This window comes from Gordonia sp. CNJ-863, assembly GCF_001942325.1.
Lineage (GTDB): Bacteria > Actinomycetota > Actinomycetes > Mycobacteriales > Mycobacteriaceae > Gordonia > Gordonia alkanivorans.
This window is the reverse complement of sequence record NZ_MKKG01000001.1, coordinates 1-24,053: the sequence shown is the minus strand read 5'-3', so window position 1 is coordinate 24,053 and position 24,053 is coordinate 1. Positions and strand designations below refer to the sequence as shown.

Genomic DNA, 24,053 nt, shown 5'->3' with positions numbered 1-24,053 from the left:
ACGCGTCCGCATCACCGCAGAGACGGTAGTGCTGGTTGACGACTGAGGCCGCCGACCCGAGTGGGTCGACGGCCTCAGTGTGTAGATGGACGGTGCCGGTCAGTGCGCCTCTCGGCGAGTGGCCGCACGCAGCGGCGAAAAGGGGTGAGGCCCGGGGCAATGAGCCCGCCACCGTCACACCACTCAACGGCGGACCAACTCGCGGTATTCCTCTCGAGTGACGCTGACGGTCAGCGCTACTCGCAGGCGACGCCGTCGCCGTCGCGGTCGAGCTTGCTGCTGTAACCGGGTTGGCCGGCGTAGATCGGGGCCGCGCCCGCGGCGCGGACTGCCGAGCAGTTGGCGTAGTAGACCGACGACGGCGCCCCAGCCGCCGGCGGCGGGGTGTAAGTCGTCGTCGGAGGGGTGTAACTCGGCTCAGGGATCGGCGTCGCCGTCGAGGTACGGGTGTTGGGAACCTGGCGGGTCGTCGGTGCCGGGACCGCGGCGCCGCAACTGGTCAGGACGCGGGTGATGGCGTCCCGTTCGGCCTGGGTCACCCACAGCTTGTAGGCGGCTTTGACCTCGACCTGACGGGCGACGTAGGTGCAGCGGTAGGAACGGTTCGGCGGCAGCCAGGTCGCGGCGTCACCGTCGCCCTTCTGCTGGTTGGTGGGACCGTCGGTGGCTTGCAGGTTGCGCGGATCGTTGGCGAAGTCGGCCCGTTGAGCGGGGGAGAGCTGTTGTGCGCCCTTCTGCCACGCATCCGACAAAGCGACGACGTGGTCGATCTGCACCGCCGAGGAGGTTTGCTGACCACGGGTGAAGGTGATGGTCCGACCGGTGTAGGGGTCGGCGAGTGTCCCGGACTGGACGGCGCAGCCGTTCGAGCCGGGCTTGAGCACGATGTTGGTGAGGTCGCGGCGCAGGATGTCGTTGCGGGTGTCGCACCCGTTGTGGCCGCTGTCGACGTTCACGTCGTCGGTCCAGGCTTGCCCGAAGAGCGCACGGTCATATCCGGTCTTGGGTGCGCGTCCCTTCACCGCGAGGGTGTCCAGTGTCGCCAGCGCCTTGTTCGCGGCCGGTGCCGCCGACACAGTGACCACCGGTGTCGCCGTGGGCAACGACACCTCCGACGTCGGGGCGTCCGAGGTCGAGGTCGCCGGCAAGGTCGAGGTGTCAGCGACCCGCTCGGTGATCGTCTCGGTCGTCCCGCACGCCCCCAACGTCAGGGCCAGGACAGCGGCGCAGCTACCGACCAGGACCCGAGGGCGAATCCTGCGAGGTGAAGGGGTGGCCGGCGACTCTGTCGAGGAGACGGCAGGGGAGAGCTGTGGCATAGCCATTGAGCGGGAGAGCCTTTCACGAAAACGGCGACCGGCGCGCAATGGCCGATGCAATGTCACCTAGCTATAGCAACCCACTCGGACAACGTTACGAAACCGGACAATCCCGTCCCACGTTTGCTTCAGTGCCCCCGGCCGTACTCGAACTGACACTGGACGGATTTTGAATCCGTTGCCTTGGCGCTGTCTGATCAAGTGCGGGTGCGGATGGTCCATCGCCAGTCGGGGAACTCGGTTTCGATGCGGCGGATCCGCTCGGCCGGCAACCGGCCTTTACGGTAGTCGGCCCGACGGTTGGCGACCCACTGGCCGATCTTGAAGCCGTCGATAACCTCGAGGCGGGCCGGCGAGCTGGTGCCGTGCGCCGCGCGATAGGTGTGCAGATGTGCGACACCGGTCTCGAAAGCGGCCGCTGATGCCGCGTCCTGCGGGTTCCATTGCCAATCCGGAAACTCGTTCGTGAACAGTGCAATTCGCTCGGCCGACAACCGTCCTTTGCGGTAGTCGGTGCGGCGATTGGCGACCCACTGGCCAATCGCGAAACCCTCGATCACGTCGTGCTGACGGGCATTACTGGTGCCGTGTGCGGCGACGTAGCACCGCAGATGTTCGATCCCGGTCGCGAAGGCGGCATCAAGCACAGTCCACCGCCAACCCGGGAACTCGTCCTCGAGGCGCACGATCCGCTTCGCGGACAACCGGCCTAGCCGGTAGTCGGTGCGGCGACTGTCGACCCAGGCGCCAATCTTGAATCCGTCGATTGTCGCGTGGCGGGCCGGCGAGCTCGAACCATGCACGGCGACGTAGCGGTGCAGGTGCGCGATCCCGGTGCCGAACCGCCGATCGTCCGCACGTCGGCGGTCAGCGGCCGGGACCGTGTTGTGCTCGCTGGGCATGGCGTCACCGCCTGTTCGTGGCGGCGGGTCGTACCGTCCACCGCCAGTCCGAGAACTCGGTCTCGATGCGGCGGATCCGCTCCGCCGACAATCGGCCTTTGCGGTAGTCGGCGCGACGGGTGGCAACCCAGATACCGATCGGGAACCCATCGATCACATCCCGCTGAGGGATCTGGCTGGTCCCGTGGGCGGAAACGTAGCGGCGGAGGTGAGACAGACCGGTCTCGAACGCGGCCGCGAAGGCCTCGTCCTGAGGCAGCCACCGCCAGTCCGGGAACTCGGACTCCAGACGCGCGATCCGCTCGGCCGACAGTCGGCCTTTGCGGTAGTCGGCGCGACGGGACGCGACCCAGGTACCGATCTCGAAACCGTCGATCACATCTCCTTCTCCGGCGTTGCTCGTGCCGTGGACGGCGGCATACCTGCGCAGATGGGTCACGCCGACGTCGAACATCGCGTCACGCACATTCCACACCCAGCCGGGAAACTCGGTTTCGAGGCGGCGGATCCGCTCGGCCGACAACCGACCCCGCCGGCACTCGGCACGGCGGTTGACGACCCACCAACCGATCGCGAAGCCGTCGATCGTCGCATCGCGGGCCGGCGAGCTTGTGCCGTGGACGGCGGTGTAGCGGTGCAGGTGCGCGATCCCGGACTCGAAGAGATTATCGTAGGCACCACCACGGCTGGCCGAGCCAGGCTCATGCTCGCTCGGCATTGCGGCACAGTGGCCATGACGGTTTCGCCTGACACCGTTTGTCGGTCTCGCTCGACACCACTTGGGCACCGAATGGGGTAGGAGTGTCGGCTTCGTTCGACACCACTTCGCGACCCGTGTTACTGCTGGGCGAGTCGCCGGTTGGTGTGGGCGAGTCGGTAGGAGTCGGTGCCGGTTTCGATGATGGTGCCGCCGAAGGTGAGGCGGTCGACGATGGCGGCGCAGAGCCGCGGGTCGGTGAACGTCTTGGTCCACCCGGAGAAGGACTCGTTGGACGCGATCGCGACAGATGCCTTCTCCTCGCGTTCGGTGAGGACCTGGAACAGCAGTTCGGCACCTCGTCGGTCGAGCTGCATGTAGCCGAGCTCGTCGACGCATAGCAGGTCGACGCGTCCGTAGCGGGCGATTGTTTTCGACAGGGTCTTCTCGTCGGCGGCCTCGACGAGCTCGTTGGCGAGCTTCGTGGCGAGGGTGTACTTGACCCGATAGCCGGCCATGGCGGCCTCGGTGCCGAGTGCGATGAGCAGGTGGGACTTGCCGGTGCCGGAGTCGCCGATGAGGCACAGGGGTTGGCCCTTCTTGACCCAGTCGCACTTGGCGAGGGTGTGGATGGTGGCGGGGTCGATGTTGGGGTTGGCGTCGAACTCAAAGGCCCGCAGGGACTTCTCTCGGGGGAACTTCGCGGCCTTGATCCGTCGCTCGGAGCGGCGGCGAGCCCGGTCGTCGCACTCGGCAAGGAGGAGCTCTGCGAGGAACCCGCGGTAGGACATCTGCTCGGCTGCCGCCCGGTCTGCGCCGTCGGCAAAGCCTTGGCGGATGGTCGGCAGCCGCAGCATGCGGCACGCCTGGTCGATGGAAGCATCGGCGGCTTCTTCAGTCATGCCTCGGCGGCGGGTCATGGGGCTCCTTCATTCCTGGGCGCGAGATCGGCGTCGTAGCAGCTGGTCGTACTGGTCGACGGTCGGCAGCGGGCGGATATCGACGGGCAAGGGCTTGCGTAGTCGCCGTTCGGTGAGCGACGCGATCACGGTGGGGTCGCTTCGAGGGGAGACCGCGGAGTCGGGCGCGCCGCTGTTGTCGTGGGTTTTGTCTTCGGCCTTGCGCGCTTCGAGTGCGACGACGTCGGCGGTGTGCCCACCGGCTCGCAGGGCGGCGGCTAGCCCGGCGACGACATGCTCGTGCGCGAGGTGTCGGTGCAGGAGCAGGACCTCGATCAGGGCGCGGGTGCCCTCGGCATCGCCATGGGTCTTGCAGGCCGCGGCCCACCACTCGTCATGTATTGGGGTGAACCGGCCGGTCTTCCGGGCTTGCTCGAGGGCAGTGGCTCCGGGGAGCGCTCCGGGTTTGCGGAGGAGGACCTCGAGGTAGTGGTCCAGGTCGAGCTGGACACCGCCCTTGGTCATCAGCCGCTCGTGGCGCGCCACCACCTTGTGGCCGTCGTAGACGACCAGCTCGCTGGCATGCAGCAGGACCCTGATTTGGCGACCGACGTAGCGGGCGGGCACGGAGTACTTGTTCATCCGGACGCTCACCTGAGCGAACCTGTCGACCCGCGGGGTGAACCATCGGCCGGTCTCGAACGGCTCGGTCGGGAGCGCAGCGAGGAGTGGTTGCTCGGCTGCGAAGTGCTCGCCGATGGTGTGCGCGCGTGAGGCGATCCTGCGTTGCTCGTCGCTGCGGTCCCAGGCGTCGACCATGGCGTTGAGCTGCTCGATGGAGTCGGCCTCTGGGATGGGGACGAGGTGGTTGCGGCGAAACCAGCCGATGTCGCCCTCGACGCCGCCCTTCTCGTGCGCGCCGGTGATCCCTGGCTGGCAGTAGAACGCCTCGATCCCGTAGAGGGAGCGGAACGCGGTCCACCGATCCGCCTCGACCCGCTGACGGGAGAACCCGATCACGGACGCGACGGCGGCCTTCAGGTTGTCGTAACGGATCTTCCCGGTCGGTACCCCGCCCAGGACACGGAAGGCGTGGACGTGGCCTTCGAAGAACGCCTCTTGCCCGGCTGAGGCGCTGATCCTGTGGACGGCCTTCCCAGAGTAGGACAGTCGCAGGCTGAACAGCGTGCAGGTCACCAGCTCTCCGCGCAGCCGTACGACGACCTCGCCGAAGTCAACCTCGCCCTCGCGGCCGGGCAGGTGGGTCTGCGGGATGAACGTGGTGACGGGCTCCCGCCCGGTTTCGATGCGGATCTCGCGGCGACGGGTCGCGACGTAGTCGCGCACCATCCCGTACGACACCACTCCAATGGCGTCGTGCTCGTCGAGCAGCCGGTCGAAGATGCGCTTCGCGGTGTGTCGCTGCTTCCTCGGCGCGTCCAGGTCATCGCGGAGCCAGACGTCGATCACTGGCCGGTAGGGGTCGAGCCGCGACCCTCTCTTCGGTGGCGGCTTGGGCTCCTTGGGCCATGCCGAGGCCAAGGCTGCCGCTACTGTGCGGTACCCGACCCCGTGCTTGCGTTGCAGTGCCCGTTTCGACAGGCCCTCCTTGGCATCGCGTCGAATTGCTGCGTAGAGGTCGACACGGGACGTTCGTGCTTCACGCGCCATGACGTCGGTGTCCGCAGGGGGTTGCGGTTAGTTGAGCGCCTTGGTCCGCGGCGCGAGACGGACTGCCATGATCACCGAGACCAGCAGGATCCCGGCCGACCAGGCGAGGGCGGCTATCAGGGAGGTTTGGTCGACGCCGATCAGGTTGGACTGGGTGAGGCCGCGCAGTGCGTCGATCATGGGGGTGAGCGGTTGGAAGTCGGCCACGGCTGCCAGCCAGCTGGGCATCGACGCGGTGGGGACGATGGCGCTGGAGATGAAGGTGAGCGGAATCGCGATGAACGCCAGCCCTTGGGCAGCCTCCGGGCTGGAGGCCGCTGACCCGAGTGCGAGGAACAGCGCGGCGAACGCGACCGAGTAGAGCACCAGCATCGCCAACGCCAAGACGAGTTCGCGTACGCCTGCGTGGGGTCTGAAGCCGGTGATGAAGGCCGCGAGGAGCGTTGTGAGTGCTGCGGCGACCACGATCGTCGACTGCGCGGCGAGCCGTCCCAGTGTGATCCCGACGCGGGCCACCGGCAGTGACAGCACGCGGTCGGTGAACCCGGCGGAGCGTTCCTTGGCGACGGTGACCGCTGCCTGGGACGAGCCGAACAGCAGCGTCGTGGTGATGATGCCGGGCGTCATGTAGTCGACGTATGCCAGCGGAGCGGAGTCGATCGCCCCGGCAAAGACGTAGCGGAACACGAGCAGGAAGAGAACGCCCTGCAGCAGGGTGGGGAACACGACCTGCGGGTCGCGGAGGAACACCTTTAGAGTCTTCGACGCGATCGTGGCGCTGGTCGCCGCAGGGCCGGCTGAGATGGGCCGGGTGGCCGATGTCGTGGGGATGGTGGCGGTCATGGGCGTGCCTCGCTTCCGGTCATGGAGAGAAAGACGTCGTCGAGTGTCGGCGGGGACACGGAGAACTCGGTGATGTCCGTCGGGATCCCTTGCTCGGTCACTGCACGATGTGCGGTGTCGAGGTCGAACTGGCCGGTCACCGTCAGTTCGTTGTCCCGCAGTTCGCTCACCTCGCCGCTGAGTCGCGCGGCCAGCGCGGCGGAGTCGTCGTCGGACAGCGGTTCGTGGGTAACGAGGCGCAGCCTGGTGGTGGCCATCGTGCGGCGCAGTTGGTGGGGCGTTCCGGCCTGGACGACGCGGCCGGCGTCGATGATGACGACTTCGTCGGCGAGGGCCTGCGCTTCCTCCAGGTACTGGGTGGTCAGCAGCACCGACGTGCCTTCTGCGGGCAAGGTCCGGATGGACTCCCAGAGGCTGTTGCGGCTGTGGGGGTCCAGCCCGGTGGTCGGCTCGTCGAGCAGCAGCAGTGACGGCCTGTTCACGAACGTCGCTGCCAGGTCGAGGCGGCGTCGCTGTCCGCCCGAGTAGGTGGAGACGCGCCGGTCGACGAACTCGCCCAGCGCGAACTCGTCGATCACCGCCGCCGCGGCCGCGCCGGCCTCCTTCAGCGAGAGCCCGTAGAGGCGGGCGACCATACGGAGGTTCTCGACGCCGGTCAGCTCGGCCACCACGGCGGCGTGCTGCCCGGCCAGTCCGACGATTCCCCGGACCGTCTGGGCTTCGTCCTGCACCTCGTGCCCGAACACGCGCAGCGACCCGCCCCGGTAGGGCTGGAGGGTCGCGAGGGCACGCACCAGGGTGGTCTTCCCCGCGCCGTTTCGTCCCAGGACCGCCGTAATCCTCCCCGCGGGCGCGCTCAGGTTCAACTCCTCGAACACGGTGCGCTTGGGGTACTCGATACGCAGCCCTCGTGCCTGGATCGCCACGTCTGCGCTCGGCGTCGGTTCCGTCCGTCCGGTCGTCATGTCGAGCCCTCGATCAGTTCATGGGCTTGAGACGGACCGACGACCAGGTATCCGAGAGCGAGATGTTGCCGTTGAGCGTCCAGCCGGACTCCTCGGCGCGCTTCCAGATGCTGTCGCGGTTGATGTCGGCCTTGTTGCCCTTGGGGTAGCCGATCCACACGGCCTCGGGGCCGTGAGCTTGGGCAACACGTCATTCAAGAGCGAGTCGAGCTCGTCGCGGCTGTGGGCGAACATCACCGCGACGCCGCCGGTGTCGCGGTCGACCCCATCGACGACGGTGACGTCCTCGGGGAGGGGGTCGAGCAGCCCTCGCTGCTCTGGTGAGGACTGCCCGAGCAGCAGCTCGGTGCCGGGCTTAATCTGGAGCTTCTCCGCGATCGTGCGTGCCATAGTGGGCCTTCCTTGTTCGTGGCCGTTCGCTGACATGCGTCAGCCGTGGTTGGTTGGGGCCGGGTGAATCGGGGGCGGATCAGTGCAGGTGCTGGAGCAGTTCGCTGAGGCGACGCAGGACGTGGCTGCGCCACCCACCGTTCATGAACTTCCGGGCGAGCTGCTGCGTGGGGTCGTCGAGGTCGAAGCCGGCGTGCTCCAGGAACAGGCGGGTGCCCTTCCCTTCGGGCTGCAGCATCCAGGTGACGGTGGTGGCCATCGAGTCGGGCTGCTCGGCGTCAGCCCAGCTGATCCGGAGCATCTTCTGGGGCAGCAAGTCAAGCACCTCACACACGATCCGACCGGAGAACCCGGTCTGCGCGACCGGGCGTGCCCAGAAGGTGAACCGGTGACCCACGACGGGTTCGAAGTCGTTGGGCATCAGCCACTGCGCCATCAACTCCGGCGTCGTCAGGGCCCGCCAGAGCTTCGAGGGCGGGTGCGGGAAGTACTGGTCGACCTCGATCCGGGTCAGGTCTTCATGCGTGGTCATCGTCGTCCATTTCGTCGAGCACACCGCCCAGGGCGGTCATCCGGTAGCGCCAGAAGCGCTCGTAGGGTGTGAGCCAGTCGATCAGCTCGGCCATCGGCTCTCCCGTGACGCGGTAGAAGCGGTGCCGGCCTTCCTGGCGCTCCTCCACGAGTCCGGACTCGCGCACGCGCGGAGGTGTTCGGAGACGCTGGGACGAGCCATGTCGAACTTCCCGGCAAGTTCCCCGGCGGTGTGCTCACCGCCGAGGAGCGCGTCAAGGATGTCGCGACGAGTGGGATTGGCGAGCGCGCCGAACACCTCGTCCAGCGGACCGCTCTTGAGACGGCGTGGCAAGCTGGACGACCTCAGCCCTGCAGGATGTAGCCGTTGCCGTCCGGGTCCGAGAAGGTGGCCTGCCGGGCCCACGGCATCTCGTTCGGTCCGTCGACGACCACGCCGGCCTCCTGCAGGCGTGCGACGTCGGCGTCGAGGTCCGAGCTGCCGAACAGAATGCCCTGCCCGCCGCCGGCGCTCATCCCGGGAAACGGCTTGTGCAGCACCAGTGTGGTGCCGCTCGGGGCACCGACCTCGAGCCAGCGGTTCTCGCCGAACGTCTGGTCGGTCCTCACCTCGAGCCCGAGCGCGTCGACGTAGAAGTCGCGGGCACGGTCCTGGTCGGAGACGAACACGGTCACGGTCTTCACGGTGTTGATAGCCATTCCCCCACCTTACGTAGGAAAAAACCTACGCGTCAAGACCGTGCTGCGGCCCGTTGGACTTCCTGGTCGACCCCAGCCGCCAGTGGTGTCACCGCTCATCGACATCCATCTTGTCCCCGCCAGGCATGGTGTTGAACGAGACCGACAAGCGGTGTCAGGTGAGCTCGACAGAATCATCCGGCCAAGCATTCTTAGGTACTACCTCCCATCTGTCGTCACTCACGAAGACAACGGAGCCCCTCCGAAGGTCGGCCAGTTATCCCAGCGAGAATCTGGCAGTGCCACCGTTTGAAGTGCGGCCCAGGAACGCGTCGCCCCCATCTAGCACCTCGAGCACCTTAATCAGATGCCCGTCCCAACGCCCCTCGACGTTGCCCGCCTCGCTCACTTGCGCACTTCCCTCACGGGGCTTGACATCTCGAGCTCTCGCCAGTCGGGGACGAGGGCGGTCATCATGGCGGTGAACGCCTTGCCGTGGGAGCGGTAGCGCAGGTGGAGCAGTTCGTGGACCACGACGTAGTCCTGGAACTCCTCGGGCATGTCGACGAGATCGCCGGCCAGGGTGACAACGCCGTCAGGTGCACAGGAACCCCACTTCGTTTCCAGCTCAGCGATCACGATGCGGGTGGGATTCACGCGGATCTTGGTCGCCCAGGCCATCGCCCTGCGGGTGAGCATCTGATCCGCAGTCAGGATCATCTTGGGCCGCGCCATCAGACCTTCTCCAGCACGTTCATGACGTTCTCGATGATCTCGTTGCATGCTTTCGCGGGAACCTTGTTGTCCAGCAGGGGCTTGTAGAGGCCGCTGCGGAGGCGGCGACGCTCGTCCAGATTCTGCTTCCAGTGCGGGAACTGATCGACGGCGACCTCGATGGTCGACGCGATCCACTGGATGTCTACCTTCGAGCCCTCCAGCGCGGGCTCCTTGCTGAGTGCCGCATAGATGCCGAAGGCACGATCCGACAGCCCGGCCTTCTTTGCGAACTCACGCAGCCGGTCCTTCTCCTCGGCAATTGCCTTCAGTTCGTCGAGGGCGGCGAGCCCGTTGACCTTCCGCTCTTCGAGGTTTTCGATGACGCGATCCGCCTTCTCCTTGATGCTCTGGAGCACGACAGCAGCGGCGGGATTTTCCTCGATCTCCTGCCGCAGGCCGCGCAGGAGGTTGTAGACCTTTTCCTCCGGCGGTCCGTCGTCCTTGCCGATGGCTTCCAGTGTCTCGACGTCGAAGGTGGCAACTTTGCTGAATCGGCCGAGACCTTCCTGGGTCGCGCTCTCCTCGATCAACCGTTTGGTCTTGTGCTCCAGGTCGGCGGTAAAGCTACCCACGTCGGAGTATGCATTTCGAACAGCGGCGTACAGCACGGAGAGCCGCTTGTATGTCGTGATGTGGTCGCGCAACTCTGCTGACGGCGAGAGGATCTCCCACAGAGACTCGATGTCGCGGTAGGCGTCGAAGAACTCCTTGCGAGCGTCCTCGGTCAGGAACTTGCCGTAAACGAGGCTCTCCAACTGCTCGTCGGCTCCCTGACCGCTTTCGACCTGGAGGTACTCGGTCGATGCCGCGTCGATCTTGTCGAGCAGATCGGCCAGCAGCACGTCGAGGTCTTCCAGCGCGCCCTCGACGTCGGCTGAGTCGAAGCGCAACGCCTTATGTAACTCTTTGAGGATGCCGACGAAGTCCACCACCAGGCCGACTTTCTTCTGGACTCCCTCGCTGTCGACGTAGGGGCGGTTCACGCGGGCGAGCGCCTGGAGCAGCACGTGGTCGCGCATCGGCTTGTCGAGGTACATCGCGGACAGCACCGGCGCGTCATATCCGGTCAGCAGTTTGTCGGTGACAATCAGGATTTTTGGCTGCTGGTCAGCCTTTTTGAACTGGCGGCGCACCTCCTTCTCCCGGTCATCCGAGAGCTGGAGATCGTGGACATCCGGCCGCTCGACGACGTCGTTAGCGTTCTTGCTGTAGACGACCTCGGACCATTCAACCGGCAGCAGCTCGTCTAGCGCGCGCTTATACTTGGCGCATGTTTCCCGGTCGACGGCAACGAGAAACGCCTTGTAGCCCAACGGGTCGATGTTCTCCTTGAAGTGGTTGGCGACGAACTCGGCCACCTGCTTCACACGGCTGTCTGCACCAAGGAAGGTACGCAGGCCAACAGCCCGCTGGAGTATCTTGTTGAGCTCCTCAACGTCAGTGATGTCCTCGTCATTGGCGAGGGCGTAGAACTGTTCGTCGAGGTCCTCAGGCTCCATGGACATCGTCGACGGAGCAAGCAGGTACTTGATCGGCAACGTCGTCTCGTCGTCGATGGACTCGATGATCGAGTACTTGTGCAGGTAGCCCTTCTCGTCCTGGGCGCCGAAGATCTGGAACGATCCCGACCCGCCGCCTTGCGTGCCCCCGACCGGAGTTCCGGTGAAGCCGATGATGGTGGAGTTCGGCACGGCCGCCATCAGGTAGGACCCGAGGTCGGCAGCGACCGATCGGTGAGCCTCGTCGATGAAGACGAAGATGTTGTCCCGGTCAGAGCTGTCCTTCCGGATCGTCTCGAACTTGTGGATCATCGAGACCACGAGTCCGCGAAAGTCTGAGTCAAAGATGTTCTGCAGGTCGTCCCTGCTGTTGGCCCGCCGGACGGGGATGTCGTTGGCCTGCATCTCACCAAGGAGTCTGTCGACCCACTCCTTGAGCTGGCCCTCTAGCTCAGTGCGGTCGACGACAAGGATGACGGTCGCCTTCTTGAAGCGGTCCTTCTGGCTCAGGATCAGCTGGGCGGCAGTAAGCAAGGTGAACGTCTTGCCCGAGCCCTGGGTGTGCCAGATCAGCCCACGGTTTTTCGTTGAGTCGGCGCAGCGCTCGACTACGGCGTCTACAGCCCCGCGCTGGTGCTCGCGGAGGACAGACTTCCGGGTCTCGCCGTCCTCAACGTAGAAGAGCACCCACTCGCGAAGCGTTCGCAGGAATTCACGCGGCTCGAAGAACGCCTGAACCGCGTCGCGGTAGAACTCGTCACTCGTGTGCTTCCACTTGAAGAGCATGCGGCGATTGACGTTCCAGGTGACGCCATACCAGTAGTCGATGAGGTGCGTCTCGTTGTGCAGTTGCGCCTGGGTGACGAGCTCGGGCGTCTCCTTCTCGTAGCGACGGAGCTGGGTGACTGCCTTAGTCAGGGCGTCACGATCCTTCGGGTTCTTGTGTTCGACGATGGTCACCGGGATGCCGTTGACGACGAACATGACATCGGCGCGGTTGCCCTTGGCGCGTGCCGGCGGCTCGATCTTCCACTCCCAGGTGACTTGCAGCGCGTTCTGGTCCGGGACGGCATAGTCGACGACCTGAACGGGGCGCTGTCGCTGCTCGTTCTCGTCGTTCCACTGGCGCTCGCCACGCAACCATCGGAGCACCTCCCGGTTGCCCTCGATCGTCGCCGGGAGCGCCTCGATACTCTCGACGATGGCACGTGCCTGATCCTCGGTCAGCCACGCGTTGAACCCTCGCAGCTTGTCCTCGATCACCTCGGGAAACAGCATGTTCGCCCGGCCGCGCCGCATTCCCTCGGCCTCTTCTGGCGTGAGCTGCTCCCATCCGACCGCCGAAGCATGCTTCACCATCGGGAACTGCACCGACTTGGCCTCTGAGATCTTGATCTGAGTCATGCAGCGCTCCCCTCGAGCTTCGGCAGCGCACTCAGGTCGAGGTCGTCAACGGATACCTCGCCCGTCATCAGCTTGTGCAACAGTGACTTGAAGAGCTGGTCCAGCACCTCGCGCTTGCGACACAGCAGGTCGATCTTGCGATCGAGAGCATCGAGAACGTCGACGATCTCCTTCTGCTCGTCGACTCCCGGCCAGCTGATGGTCTCGGCATGCAGGAAGTTGCGGTTCAGCGCGGGGTTTGCCGCACCAGAGTCAAGGCGCTTCAAGTCGAGGATTTGCACCCGATAGAAGACAAACTTTGGCAGATTGCCGTGGAAGTCTCGGCACCAGAGTGTCGTGTCGTGCGGCCAGAAGTCGGACGCGACGTAATAGGTGCTGCCGATCGAACCCTTCCTTCCAAGGACCACGCCGGGGCCTTCAACCGCGGCCGTGTCGTGGTAACTCCTGACTCCTCCAGACGAAACCACGGGGACAGTTCCGGTCACGACTTGCGTGCTCTTCGTGATGTCGAACCCTCTCTGAAACTCAGCGAGGTCTCGGAGCGCGCCGACCCTCCAACTCGACGGGACCGGGCCGATCTCGGTTTCCTTCTGCTCGTCCCCTCTCAGCCCCCGCGAGAACAACGGCCGCATCGATGAGTGCTTCAAGCCCGAAGCCGACTCGATTGCCGCTGCTGTCGCCATCCGTAGGCGGTACAGGCTCCACAGGAGTCCGGCGATCGACTCCTGCTGGTGGGCATCCCAATCAAGGACCTCGAAGTTGCGGATATGCGCCCACGATGTTCGCGGGTGCTGTGCACCCGTCACACCCTGAATGGCGAAGTCGATGAACGCAGGCGAGTGAACGACACAGACCAGATACTCTGGCCTGACCTCAGGCTTTGGGCGCAGTACCAGCAACTCGGTTGTGGCGATGCCGTGGCGGTCTGCCAGGACTGCCTTGTCGAGATACGGCCGCAGCTTCCCGTAGAGCACGTCTCCGGGCTCGAAGACCGCCTTCTGACTCCCCACCTCGTCAGCACCACCAAACCCAGCGGGGAGGAGGCGCCCAGACTCCAGATGTTCGAGACCCAGGTACGGCGCATCGCGCATGTCGGCAGGCTTGACCTGAACACTCACGAGATCGCACAGCTTGTCCAGTTGGATCGTCTGAGTGCTCATGCGAGTTTCCTTAGGCTTGCAAATGCCCGTTGGAGTTGCGCCTCATGGCCCGCCTCCTCGGCGAGGCACTTCTCCAACTCGCTCAGCAGAACCCCCACATCGCCCGTGTCGTCAGACCCAACCGGAACTACCCACCTGCTCGGACTGAGGTTGTAGTCCGCCTCTGCAACCTGCGAGATCTCGATGACCGCGACCTCGCCATCGACAGGCTCGCTCGCGTTGAAGAGCCTCGCGAGATTGGCAACGGCCTCGTCAGCGAGGTGATTCTTGGGCCTGCCCTTGGTGAAGCGCTTGCTGGCGTTGACGAGCGTGATCTTGCCCTTCTTGGACTCGGGCTTGCGCTTGTTGAGCACCACGATTACGCCTGCGGCGGTGGTGTTGTAGAAGAGGTTGTCGGGCATGAGGATGACGCCCTCAATCAGGTCCCGGTCGACGAACCACTTGCGAATGTTGCGTTCCTTGTCCTCGTTCTTCGAGCCGGAGCCGCGAGTGACAGCGCCGGTGTCGAGAACCACGGCGGCACGGCCGCCGTCCTTGAGGACCGAGAGCGTGTGCTGAAGCCAAGCCCAGTCACCCTTGCCCGAAGTCGCTCCTCCGTTCTTGATGAAGCGGTCGTAGGGGTCGTCCTCGAAGATGCTGGCGCCAAAGGGCTGGTTCCACATCGGATTAGCGACGACGAGGTCGAACTGGTCGAGTGAGCCGGAGGGCGTACGGAACTTCGGGTTGATCATGGTGTCGCCCCGCCGGAGGTCGACGTCCATGTCGTGGATGATCGCGTTCATCCGTGCGACCGCATAGCTCTCGGCCTGGAGTTCCTGCCCGTATAGTTTCAGCGGCACCTTCGCGGTCGGATCAAGCTCGCTGGCAACAAGCTGGAGCTTGATGAGGAGCCCGGCCGATCCGCAGGCGTAGTCGTGGCAGGTCTGGCCGGGCTTCGGGCGCAAGATCCGGGCCATGAGGAAGCCGACCTCGGTCGGCGTGAAGAACTCGCCGGCGCTCTGGCCGGAGCCCTCGGCGAACTTGCGGAGGAGGTACTCGTAGGCACGACCGAGGAAGTCGGGCTGCACATCAGCGAGGCCGAGTCGGTAGCGCGGATCCGAGAAGGTCTCAACTACACCGTTGAGCTTGGCGGGGTTGATGTCTCGCTCGCTGTTGCGCTCGGCCGCGAAGTCGACGACGTCGATAACGCCTGCCAGCGTCGGGTTGAAGCGGACGACCGCACGTACCGCCTTGGTCAGGTGCTCTCCGATGTCGCGGGGGCGGGTCGTACGACCGCGCTCGTCGTTCGGCCAGTCGTACTGGGTGCGACCACTTATGACTGCCCACCGAGACTCGGGTGGGAGATAGAAGCGGAGGAGAACATGGTCGTTGTCGGCGATCTCAACGGCGACCTCGCGATCGCCGTACTCCTCGGCGAGGCGGTCGATTTCGTCGTCGAAGACATCCGATAGGCGCTTCAAGAACAACAGCGGGAGCAGGTAGTCCTTGAACTTCGGCGCATCCTTCTCGCCACGAATCGAGCAGGCCGCGTCCCACAGCATCTGCTCCATCGGCTTGGTGGTCGGCGTCGCCGGCTTGGCCTGGCGGCCGCGACGCCGGGCCACAACCGCGCCGCCCGTGACTGGGGCATCACCGACGTCGACGCCGGCCTCTTCGGCCAGCGCAGTGATCCTCGCCAGTTGGGCCCGCTGCGGCTTGTTGGCTCCGCCCTCCCACCTGTTGACCGTGGCGAACGAAACCCCGATCCGCGCAGCCAGCTCGGCTTGCGTCAGATCAAGCGAGGCGCGAATAGCCCGCAGGAGGGCCGGAGCGGCCGATAAGTCTGTCATGTATGTTATCTTTGCATAGTGATATGACATTCACAAGCGGACCGCCGTGATCGAGAGAAAGGAGGGTCTGTATAAGAGGGCTTCTCGACGACGACCGTCTCGACGGACCGCACGAGGGTCCAGGTCTCCTTTCGACCAGAGCTCTCACTCCAATGCTGCATTCCCGCAGCCTCCGCATTCATCTCGTGGTCGCCGGTTCGGCGCTGGTTGTCGGGTGCGCGTCAATCGTTGGCGCCGGCTCTGCCGCCGCCGGGACCTCCCAGAATGGGTACCCTTCTCCTGGCGAGGCACGAGGGGTCGGATGAGTGAGGCTCGATTCGATGCCGGAGTCGCGCACCTGCACCGCTACGTCGCCGCGTATGGCACCAGCAACCCGCGTCAACGCGACACCATCGACGGGTTCCCGATTGGCCGGTGGGTCGATAGCCGGCGCACCGAGTACCGCCGGGGCCGGTTGTCGGCCGAGCGGATCCGGACTCTCCGCGTTTCTGCAGGTAAGATGGGGTTTTGGCGGCCATCAAAATTGATTGAAGAAACTTTCAGGGATTTCCGGTCGGCCGACACTTAAGAGGGTGTACACCCCGAAGGGCTTCGGGGTGCCCACCCTCAAGCAGCCCGGAGACTAGCCATGGATCGAGCCCGGCCCACCAGCCGCGCAGCCGATGCTGGCATGCACTTAGAACCGGCAGACGCAGGCGAAGTCTCATTATGGCTCTCCGATGCTGAGTTCGATCGCCCCACCAGCGACCTCATCGAGCGTCTCGGCGGCGACGAGGAACTGCTTCTCGCCTTACAACTCAGTGGCTTCGCCGACCGAGACTGGAATCCGGTCGCTGAGGAGCTTGCCCGCTATGGGCTGGCGGTGATCACCAGTTGGATACACAAAAGAACTATCTTTTCCAAGGTCAAACGGCGGACCGGATATGGCCTACCCACCCTCGTGGACTGGCCCGGCGATCAACACACAGTCGTCGAGCTTGCCGACGACGTAGTCATCGAAGCCCTCAGCTACTTCAAGAACAACGTGCTCATCGCCGGCAAGTGGGACCCCACCAAAGGAGCCAGCCTGCGCACCTACTTCATCGGGCAGTGCCTGTTCCGATTCCCTAACTGCTACCGGCGTCTCTTCGACGCCGAACTCCTCCGCCGCACCAACGAGATCATCGCCGACGACGACTCAATAGCACTCGTCGCCCGCACCCTTCACGGCATAGAAGACGCAGTCATCACCAGCGACGCCGTCCGCCACGCCCTTCGATCGATCACCACACCCAGAGCGCGAAGCGCCCTGGTCATGCACGCACAGGGATACCCCTACCAGGAAATTGCTGACTACCTGGGAATCGCCGGGGGCGCCAAAGCCATCGAAAACATGATCACCTACCAGAAGAAGAGAGCGAGACGCTCATCATGAGCACACCTGCAGACCGCCGTCACATGATTCAACAACTAATCGAGAACTCGTCACTCGGTACCGCATCCGCACGCGCAGCCCGGCGCAGTGTGCCCGCGCAACGCGGCCGCGCCGTGGCCCAACAAGCCGCCCGACGAAATGCTGACACCACCAGGTCCAACCAGCAGCCATGACACTCGAAGCCACCACACAACAACATTCAGGGGTTTCCCGCCAGCCGTCACTTAGTAGTAGATGACCCGCTCAACAAGGAGAGGGCCACCAACAAGGAGGAACCATGGCAAAGGGCCACGCACGCAGCGCCATTACTGGCCGCTACGTCACCCGCGGCACCGCGGCACGACACCCGCGCACCACGGTGACGGAGACCGGACGCAACCGCAGCTCCGGGACCAGCCATCGCAGCGCCATCACTGGCCGCTACGTCACTAAAGCCACTACGACGCGGCACCCCAACACAACGGTCACCGAGAACGGCTGACCATTTACAGGGAGGGGTGGTGCGGTGGGGAAGCTGTCCACCGCCCCTCCCATCTGCAACAGCACGCAAGGAGAACACAATGACTTTCGACCACATCAGAGCAACCGTCCGCCCCTGGAGCGAGCGTCCTACCCAACTGCGCAGCGCACCCCCTGGCTGCGCAATCCTCGTCTGCAATAGCGCTGGCACCACACACGAACTGTTCGTCAACGACGAGATCTCCTGCGACCACCGTCATTTGACCCATGACGCAAATGCCCTGATCGACACGTACGACCAAGGCCGACGTGACGACGGCTGGGGCGCACTCAACAGCGGCGCCCACTACACGATCATCCTTACCCGCCAGGCGGCAACGCAGCTTGGTACCACGTACGCAGAGATCGACAGCTAGACCATCGGCCACAAGGCCTGCCCGGCAGCACTCGATCGTCGTGATCTCGCTCGGGTCGGCGCGGCGAGTGGGTTGAGTCATCCGTGGCCAACGCCCCCCGAACGACCCAGAGTTGCCGATAGGCAAGCCTCTCGACTGTAGAAATGTCATAATATCTAGTATCGGAAATCGTAATCATCAGGGGGGCAGGGCAGTACATGGCCGAACGTCATAACCGACGCTGTTCCAGCGGTCGTGACATGGTCACATCTCCTTACCGAGACGGTTCGCGTCTGTGTTCGCGCACCGTCGGGCCCAGCGTCGTCCTCACTGGTCCAGAAGCTGGTGAAAACGTCCCGACGGCGACGACGGCGGAGTAGCGACGCCGAGTGGGGCCACGCCTGCACTTTGTAGCGACTGGGTCGTCCGCAGCAGCTGACCAGGGGGAGGGTGAGAGGGGGTGAGGGGCCTGGTGACCGCTTCAAATACCGGTGGAGTGGAAGAGTGTTAGGCGACTTCGGGGTCAGTGGTGAGGCGGTCGGTGCTCAGTTGCTGTAGCCGCTGCCAGGTGCTGTCGTCGACGGCGGTGGGGCGCGCTTGGGTCAGAGCGTGCGTAGGCGCAGGAAGTACGTCCGATCTGAGACGCCGAATGTGGTCCAGATGTCGTCGGGGTCGCCGCCGTGGGGTGCCCATCGCAGTGCGAACGCGAGCATTGCTTGTCGCTCACGGGTCCAATCGACTCGTTCGGGCATGTCGTCAGTGTCGACGGGAATGCCCGGCGCGGCGTGGTTTTCCGTCAGCGATCGTGTGAACAGTGCGTGACACCCCACCAGGGCGACGCGAAGCAGGCGAGGCGTGCCTGCTGCTGTAGGCAATGTCCGATGAGCGCCAGATTCGGGTGTCGTCGACGGTGGGCGAAGGCATCATGGTTCGGGTGCGGGAGTCACCCGTCCGGTCCGTTGAGCGGTTTGGGCCGTCAGGGATAGATCTCCTTGCAGGAGGCGCTGGTATGAGAGCGGGCGAGACCCCGCCCCGTCGTGGAGATGTGCTTGGCGGTAGCTGGCCGAGGGCGTGTGAACTTGTATGTTCATGGATCTGCGCTAGTATGTGTTCATACATCAGGAGGCGGAATGATCCGAACGCTGCGCCCAGTGAGCGACCCGCTGGGGTCGTATCTTCGTGTGGGTCGAAACGACCACTCCTTTCTGGCTCAGATGCTGGTCGATGGGCGCAATACTGGGACCGGTCTGATCGCTGATCCTGCCTGTCACGAGCGGCACAAGGACTTGTGGGTTGAGGCGCGGCAACGCGGAGTGGAGACGGTGCTGGATCCTCGTTCCCTCGACCTTTCAACGCCGGGAGGAATGCTCCGGGGTGGTGTTCATGACCTGCCTTGGGGTTCGAATGCGCCACACGTTCCGGACAATCTTTACGGTCAGGCCGGAGCTGATCTATGCGCTCAGCTCGTCGACATGGTTGACGAGGCGGGCCATTCCGCAGTGCTAGCCCCAACGCACTTCCTCGCGACTGCAGATGATCCGTGGCTAGAAATCGACGCGGACCTTACTACCGGGTTGCGTTCCTCGCTGGACCGCAATGGCCTAACGGACGTACCGATCTACTATCCGTTAATCGCAAGAAGCAACAACTTCTACGACGCAGATTGGCGGCAGCAGATCCAGGAGCATCTTCGACCCCTGCCCATCGATGCGCTGTGGCTCCGAATTCACCCGTTTGGCACATCGACATCGGGTCCCCTTGCGTTGAAGCGTTACCTGGCTGCATGCCGCCATATGCACGAGCTTGGTCGCCCGCTGGTGGGTGAGCATACTGGCGCTGTTGGCGTAGGCCTGATGGCATTTGGCGCACTTGGCGGCATCGAATCTGGCGTGACAGTGAACGAGACAACAGATTTGTCCCGGTGGCTGCGCAAGCCGAAGAAGTCCGGCGGAGGCGGGGGTGAAGCGCGCATCTACTTACATCAGCTTGGCGCTTTTTTGGAGCTGAGCAAAGCGCAGACGCTGCTCAACCGGCCAGGAATGAAAGCGGCGCACGCATGCCTTGACACGTCTTGCTGCCGACGCGGGTGGAAGGACACCCCCGGCAGGTACCGGGAACACTTTGTCACCCAGCGTGCGCAGGAAGTTGCATCTCTGTCCAACACCCCAGACACACTCCGCGCAGGTTCGTACCTTGAAGGGTTTCTTCGACCGGCTTCGGACAAAGCTATTCGTGCTTCGGAGGCAGAGCCTGCGCTGTCCGTAGTCCGCCGGCGCCTCGACAGCTGGCGAGGAACTTTCGGGGCCGATCTGACTGACAACCCGGCTCACAGTTTCAGCCCTCCCGCGGCCGGCAAGCGAGTGCGGAGGTCCGCATGAGTGGAACTACACAAATAGTCAGTACACAGGAGGAGCAATGACGGGCGCGATCGCCCAGCGCTTGGACTCGATCAAGAGCCATGGCGGAGTCCGGTCACGAGAAATCGCGGAGCTACTCGCCACAACGCCGCAGACTGTATCGAGATGGCAGCAGGGGCGGGTCGATCCCCAACCCGCCAAGCTGCACCAGCTTCTCGCGTTGGAATGGCTCATCAATCAGCTTGCCGAGTTCTACGAACCGGAGGACGCCCGGTTATGGCTATACAGCCCCCACAAGCTGCTGTCTGGAAAGCGCCCAGCCGAGAAGATCGCCGACGGCGATATCGACGCCGTTCTAGCTCTGATTGATCAGCTCCGTGACGGCGCGTACATCTGACTGATGGCGATCCACGATCCCAGCCTTCTCGATGCAATCGAACAGCTCGGCTCTGAGTCACTGGTAAATGTGACGCTGTGGCGGCACATGTTTAATGACAACCCTCCGGAGCTATCAAATACACGAGGGGCACGATGGAACCCGCCCGGCCTAGCCGCGATATACACTTCGAGTGAGCGGGGCACTGCGGTCGCAGAGGGGCAGCACGCTATCGACTCGCAGCCGCTGCGTCCCAAGGCTCGACGGTTCGTCTATAAGCTTCGGGCGAGTGCATCGAAAGCCCTTCGGATAACGGCCGCAGACTTTGATTCCCTTGGCTTATCGCCAGGCGATATCGAAGACCCAAACTTCACGAAGTGTCAACGAATCGGTGAGCACGCAGCGTTTCTGGGATTCGACGCCCTAATCGTTCCGAGTGCGCGATCTGACGGGACCAATGTGGTCATCTTTATCAACGAACTCGGAGCCGACGCCGCCCTCGAACGAGCAGCACTCCCAGAAGAGATCACATAATTGTCACTCCGCGCGGCTCGGCACGAGACGCCATAAGAGCGAAGCCGCATTCTTGGCCGGCTTACGAGAGGCGCCTCCTTCCTGCGGTTGCTACTTTCAATGGTCGACGACGCGGGTTAGGCGGGGGTACCCGCCTGCTAAAACGGCCCGTATACAGCCATTAGCTCGGGGCAATGCAGATCGAGCTGCTGGGCGTACCCGATATTTGTCGCCGGATAGCCGGGACAAGGGACGGAGTGGTCGCGCCCTTAAATTGCCAGGCTCAGAGTTGTATCGGTGCTCGAAATCGTTAGTTTGCTACCGTAGTTTCATGTACTTTGTCGGCGAGGGTGTACCTATTTAGGCGCAGGCGCGTTTGTGTCTGCAACACGCACTTGCAATTTTATTACGGCCACGATCGACGACGTGACGCATATACAGATTGTCAGTTCTTGGGGCCTGGTGCACGGATAGGTGACAGGGTTAGTCACGCGGCCTGAGGGGCCTCGTGGTTGATGATGGTCTCGAATTCAATGGGGGTCAATCTGCCGAGGCGGTCCTGTCGTCTGCGGCGGTGGTAGGTCCGTTCGATCCAGTGCACGATGGCGGCCCGGAGCTCGTCTCTGGTGGCCCAGGATCGACGGTCGAGGACGTTGTTCTGTAGCAGCGAGAAGAAGCTCTCCATCGCCGCGTTGTCACCACACGCACCGACCCTGCCCATCGACCCGAGCATGCCGTGCCGGGTGATGGCCTTCTGCATCTTCTTCGAACGAAATTGAGACCCTCTATCGCTGTGCAGAACGCAGCCGGCCACGTCCCCTCGCCTGGCGACAGCGCTGTTCAGGGCGGCCACGGCCAGGCGGGACTTCATTCTCGAGTCGATCGAGTACCCGACGATCCGGCCCGAGTAGACGTCCTTGATCGCGCACAGGTACAGCTTGCCCTCGGCCGTCCAGTGCTCGGTGATGTCGGTCAGCCACAGCTCGTTGGGGCCGGGCGCGGTGAAGTCTCTCTTGACGAGATCGTCGTGTACAGGCGGGCCGGCCTTGCGGTGCTTGCCGCGGCCTCTCTTGCTGATGGTGCTGGTCCAGCCGCCGGCGGAGCAGATCCGCCACGCCGTCCGCCGGCACATCTTCTCGCCTGCGGCTTCGGCCTCGTCGGCGAGGTAGCGGTAGCCGAACTCCGGGTCTTCGCGGTGGGCGTCGAACAGGGCGTTGGCCCGGTACGCCTCGGCGAGCTCGGCGTCGGTGATCGGGTTCTTGCGCCACCGGTAGTAGGGCTGGCGAGCGATCTTGAGTACCCGACACGCCACCGTGACGGGGATGCCGTCAGCGGCCAGCTCACTCACGAGCGGGTACCACCTTTTCCCGGCAGATTCGCTTGGGACAGGTACGCCGCCGCCCGGCGTAAGACCTCGTTCTCCTGTTCAAGCAGGCGCACACGCCGCTTGGCCTCGCGCAGCTCACGCGATTCGGCCGACGTGGTGCCGGGCTTGATCCCGGCCTCCACGTCGGCCTTGCGGATCCACTTGTTCAGGGTCATCGGGTGGATACCGAAGTCGGCAGCGATCTGTTCGAGAGTCACACCGTCTTCACGGTTCTGGGCGACGCGGACAACGTCGTCGCGGAACTCCTGGGGATAGGGCTTGGGCACAGCTGGCATCCTTCCAGGCCGCCCGGCAGGGCAAGCCAGATCAGATGTCACCTACTCGTGCACCAGCCCCCGAAGGGGGCATCGTGACTTGTGTAGGCCAGAGGCCTGGCCGTATCGCTTGTGAGCGATATTGCTTTGGAGTAATATCTAGCGTGTGTTGATCGACTGGTCGAGCGAGTTCGACGACTTCCTGACCCGGCTGGAGGAGTCGGCTGCGGCGGGCAATGCCGTGGATCGGCTGCGGCTGGATCTGCTGCTGGCGGAGTTGCAGGTGCTCGCTGACCTCGAGGAGCCGCCGGTGGTGGAATCGGCGACGCTCAAGCGGGTGCGGCAGTCGAAGCGGTATGTGGTGTGGCGGGTGTCGCACCCGTATCGCGAGGGTGTGGCGGTGCGGCTGATCGTGTGGTTTCCCGACGACGCGCATGTGGTGGTGGCCCTGTTTTCCGGGGACAAGGCGCGCATGGGTGATGTGTTCTACGACAGCGTCGGACCGCGCGCGGATGTCGCGATCGAGGCGTGGAAACGGCAAACCGAGACTGAGAGAGGTGAGGGCTGATGAGTGAGGAGAAGCGGGCCACGTTCCGGCGCGGCAATGAGCGGATCGCGGAGCTGTTGGCCGATCCCGATACCGCGGCGCGGGTCGAGACGATCCGCGCGGAGATGGCCCAGGCCGACCGGGCGCATGCGATGGGGTTGGCGGCGATCAGGCAGGCTGCGCAGCTGACCCAGACCGAGCTGGCCCAGCGGATGGGTATCAAGCAGGCTGCGGTGTCGGGGTTGGAGGCACGTGAGGACCTGTTGCTGTCGACGCTGGCCAACTACCTGGCCGCCGCCGGCGCCACCGACGTCACCATCACCGCCCGTCTCGGTGACCGCACCGTCGAGGTCGCGCTGCCTGCACAGCTGGTCGACGGGGCATGAGGGCCGTGAACAGGCCGGGATCGGCGGCCGGTAGCTGATGAGGTCGGTCGATTTCTGGACCGACCGCACGGTGCCCGGCCGTGACCCGTGGAAAGGCACCGTCCGCCAGAAGCGGGTGATGGACCACCTGCTTGTACGGAGAATCGCGAGTGGCACGCTCCCGGACCGCTCGGACATTGAGGTGGCTGTTGCTCTGGCGAGGTTTGCTCACGAGGAGTTGTCAACGGCCAGTTTGATGTCCCCGCTGGTGGCCAGGTAAAAGTCCCCACCCTGTGCGGGATGTTCTAGGTGGGTGGTACCTCCGTTCGGTGTGTCATGCGGTAGGAGTCGCCGTCGGTGATGACGATGGTGGCGTGGTGTAGGAGCCGGTCGAGGATGCTGGCGGCGGTGGTGTGTTCGGG

27 protein-coding genes are annotated in these 24,053 nt (G+C 64.2%); 9 read left to right on the top strand and 18 right to left on the bottom strand.

Features of this window, described 5'->3' with window-relative positions; genetic code table 11:
• Nucleotides 1–236: 236 nt before the first annotated feature.
• From BJF87_RS00125 to BJF87_RS00060, 15 genes are all read right to left on the bottom strand, one after another.
• Nucleotides 237–1,319, bottom strand: a complete 1,083-nt coding sequence (locus BJF87_RS00125) for a DUF1524 domain-containing protein (protein ID WP_075862402.1) — start codon at nt 1,317–1,319, stop codon at nt 237–239.
• A 197-nt stretch (nt 1,320–1,516) separates the two neighbouring features.
• Nucleotides 1,517–2,221: a helicase associated domain-containing protein gene (locus BJF87_RS00120; protein WP_075862401.1), complete on the bottom strand. Its 705-nt coding sequence runs from the start codon at nt 2,219–2,221 to the stop codon at nt 1,517–1,519.
• A 4-nt stretch (nt 2,222–2,225) separates the two neighbouring features.
• Complete coding sequence (locus BJF87_RS00115) at nt 2,226–2,939, bottom strand: helicase associated domain-containing protein (protein WP_075862400.1); 714 nt, start codon at nt 2,937–2,939, stop codon at nt 2,226–2,228.
• A 119-nt stretch (nt 2,940–3,058) separates the two neighbouring features.
• Nucleotides 3,059–3,838 carry an IS21-like element helper ATPase IstB gene (gene istB / locus BJF87_RS00110; protein ID WP_075862399.1) on the bottom strand — a complete coding sequence of 260 codons (780 nt, stop codon included), beginning with the start codon at nt 3,836–3,838 and terminating at the stop codon, nt 3,059–3,061.
• A 9-nt stretch (nt 3,839–3,847) separates the two neighbouring features.
• Nucleotides 3,848–5,488: an IS21 family transposase gene (gene istA / locus BJF87_RS00105; RefSeq protein ID WP_075862398.1), complete on the bottom strand. Its 1,641-nt coding sequence runs from the start codon at nt 5,486–5,488 to the stop codon at nt 3,848–3,850.
• Nucleotides 5,489–5,515: 27 nt separating this feature from the next.
• Complete coding sequence (locus BJF87_RS00100; RefSeq protein WP_084813118.1) at nt 5,516–6,331, bottom strand: ABC transporter permease; 816 nt, start codon at nt 6,329–6,331, stop codon at nt 5,516–5,518.
• Nucleotides 6,328–7,296, bottom strand: a complete 969-nt coding sequence (locus BJF87_RS00095) for an ATP-binding cassette domain-containing protein (RefSeq protein ID WP_075862397.1) — start codon at nt 7,294–7,296, stop codon at nt 6,328–6,330. The genes BJF87_RS00100 and BJF87_RS00095 overlap by 4 nt, the downstream gene beginning before the upstream one ends.
• Nucleotides 7,297–7,309: 13 nt before the next feature.
• Nucleotides 7,310–7,456: a hypothetical protein gene (locus BJF87_RS26375; protein WP_222844771.1), complete on the bottom strand. Its 147-nt coding sequence runs from the start codon at nt 7,454–7,456 to the stop codon at nt 7,310–7,312.
• Between the two features lie 309 nt (nt 7,457–7,765).
• On the bottom strand, nt 7,766–8,218 hold the full coding sequence (locus BJF87_RS00090) for an SRPBCC domain-containing protein (protein ID WP_075862396.1): 453 nt from the start codon (nt 8,216–8,218) through the stop codon (nt 7,766–7,768).
• Between the two features lie 81 nt (nt 8,219–8,299).
• Nucleotides 8,300–8,551, bottom strand: coding sequence for an ArsR family transcriptional regulator (locus tag BJF87_RS00085; RefSeq protein WP_316042956.1), 252 nt, complete (start codon nt 8,549–8,551; stop codon nt 8,300–8,302).
• A gap of 11 nt (nt 8,552–8,562) precedes the next feature.
• A complete protein-coding gene (locus BJF87_RS00080; RefSeq protein WP_075862395.1) occupies nt 8,563–8,916 on the bottom strand; it encodes a VOC family protein in 354 nt (117 codons plus the stop codon).
• A gap of 384 nt (nt 8,917–9,300) precedes the next feature.
• Nucleotides 9,301–9,630 (bottom strand): M48 family metallopeptidase, encoded by a 330-nt coding sequence (locus tag BJF87_RS00075; RefSeq protein WP_075862394.1) that lies wholly within the window; start codon nt 9,628–9,630, stop codon nt 9,301–9,303.
• Nucleotides 9,630–12,530 carry a type I restriction endonuclease subunit R gene (locus tag BJF87_RS00070; protein WP_262338814.1) on the bottom strand — a complete coding sequence of 967 codons (2,901 nt, stop codon included), beginning with the start codon at nt 12,528–12,530 and terminating at the stop codon, nt 9,630–9,632. The genes BJF87_RS00075 and BJF87_RS00070 overlap by 1 nt, the downstream gene beginning before the upstream one ends.
• Nucleotides 12,531–12,571: 41 nt before the next feature.
• Nucleotides 12,572–13,735 carry a restriction endonuclease subunit S gene (locus tag BJF87_RS26460; protein WP_075862392.1) on the bottom strand — a complete coding sequence of 388 codons (1,164 nt, stop codon included), beginning with the start codon at nt 13,733–13,735 and terminating at the stop codon, nt 12,572–12,574.
• A complete protein-coding gene (locus BJF87_RS00060) occupies nt 13,732–15,594 on the bottom strand; it encodes an N-6 DNA methylase (protein ID WP_262338798.1) in 1,863 nt (620 codons plus the stop codon). The genes BJF87_RS26460 and BJF87_RS00060 overlap by 4 nt, the downstream gene beginning before the upstream one ends.
• Before the next feature lie 271 nt (nt 15,595–15,865).
• Between BJF87_RS00060 and BJF87_RS25360 the strand changes: the two genes are divergently transcribed.
• The 4 genes from BJF87_RS25360 (at nt 15,866) to BJF87_RS25590 (ending at nt 17,853) form a co-directional block, all read left to right on the top strand.
• A complete protein-coding gene (locus BJF87_RS25360; RefSeq protein WP_084813117.1) occupies nt 15,866–16,132 on the top strand; it encodes a helicase associated domain-containing protein in 267 nt (88 codons plus the stop codon).
• Nucleotides 16,133–16,234: 102 nt separating this feature from the next.
• On the top strand, nt 16,235–16,978 hold the full coding sequence (locus BJF87_RS00050) for an RNA polymerase sigma factor (protein WP_075862390.1): 744 nt from the start codon (nt 16,235–16,237) through the stop codon (nt 16,976–16,978).
• Nucleotides 16,979–17,255: 277 nt separating this feature from the next.
• Nucleotides 17,256–17,459 carry a hypothetical protein gene (locus tag BJF87_RS00045; protein ID WP_075862389.1) on the top strand — a complete coding sequence of 68 codons (204 nt, stop codon included), beginning with the start codon at nt 17,256–17,258 and terminating at the stop codon, nt 17,457–17,459.
• Between the two features lie 79 nt (nt 17,460–17,538).
• Nucleotides 17,539–17,853, top strand: coding sequence for a hypothetical protein (locus BJF87_RS25590; protein WP_139319378.1), 315 nt, complete (start codon nt 17,539–17,541; stop codon nt 17,851–17,853).
• 581 nt (nt 17,854–18,434) lie between these two features.
• Here BJF87_RS25590 and BJF87_RS26005 read toward each other — a convergent pair.
• Entirely contained in the window at nt 18,435–18,584 is a 150-nt protein-coding gene (locus tag BJF87_RS26005; RefSeq protein WP_158037433.1) for a hypothetical protein, read from the bottom strand.
• A gap of 378 nt (nt 18,585–18,962) precedes the next feature.
• On the opposite strand from BJF87_RS26005, the gene BJF87_RS25585 reads away from it, so the two are divergent.
• Genes BJF87_RS25585 through BJF87_RS27160 form a run of 3 tightly spaced genes read left to right on the top strand, consistent with a single transcriptional unit; the run spans nt 18,963 to nt 21,099 of the window.
• Nucleotides 18,963–20,210: a hypothetical protein gene (locus BJF87_RS25585; protein WP_139319377.1), complete on the top strand. Its 1,248-nt coding sequence runs from the start codon at nt 18,963–18,965 to the stop codon at nt 20,208–20,210.
• Between the two features lie 37 nt (nt 20,211–20,247).
• Nucleotides 20,248–20,586 carry an antitoxin Xre/MbcA/ParS toxin-binding domain-containing protein gene (locus BJF87_RS00040; RefSeq protein ID WP_075862388.1) on the top strand — a complete coding sequence of 113 codons (339 nt, stop codon included), beginning with the start codon at nt 20,248–20,250 and terminating at the stop codon, nt 20,584–20,586.
• Between the two features lie 3 nt (nt 20,587–20,589).
• Complete coding sequence (locus BJF87_RS27160) at nt 20,590–21,099, top strand: RES family NAD+ phosphorylase (protein WP_075862387.1); 510 nt, start codon at nt 20,590–20,592, stop codon at nt 21,097–21,099.
• Nucleotides 21,100–21,565: 466 nt separating this feature from the next.
• On the opposite strand, the gene BJF87_RS00030 is transcribed toward BJF87_RS27160, so the two are convergent.
• Nucleotides 21,566–22,731 (bottom strand): IS3 family transposase gene (locus tag BJF87_RS00030; protein WP_085948641.1). Its coding sequence is split into 2 segments (ribosomal slippage): nt 21,566–22,444 and nt 22,447–22,731, totalling 1,164 coding nucleotides; the frame shifts between segments, so codons are not numbered across the junction.
• 154 nt (nt 22,732–22,885) lie between these two features.
• On the opposite strand from BJF87_RS00030, the gene BJF87_RS00020 reads away from it, so the two are divergent.
• Both BJF87_RS00020 and BJF87_RS00015 read left to right on the top strand, forming a co-directional pair.
• The gene (locus BJF87_RS00020; protein WP_006359781.1) at nt 22,886–23,287 is read left to right on the top strand and encodes a hypothetical protein; all 402 of its coding nucleotides are present in this window, start codon (nt 22,886–22,888) and stop codon (nt 23,285–23,287) included.
• Entirely contained in the window at nt 23,287–23,652 is a 366-nt protein-coding gene (locus BJF87_RS00015; RefSeq protein ID WP_006359780.1) for an XRE family transcriptional regulator, read from the top strand. The genes BJF87_RS00020 and BJF87_RS00015 overlap by 1 nt, the downstream gene beginning before the upstream one ends.
• Before the next feature lie 284 nt (nt 23,653–23,936).
• Here the strand turns inward: BJF87_RS00015 and BJF87_RS26365 are convergent.
• On the bottom strand, nt 23,937–24,053 hold a 117-nt coding region (locus BJF87_RS26365), incomplete at its 5' end, for an ATP-binding protein (RefSeq protein WP_222844774.1).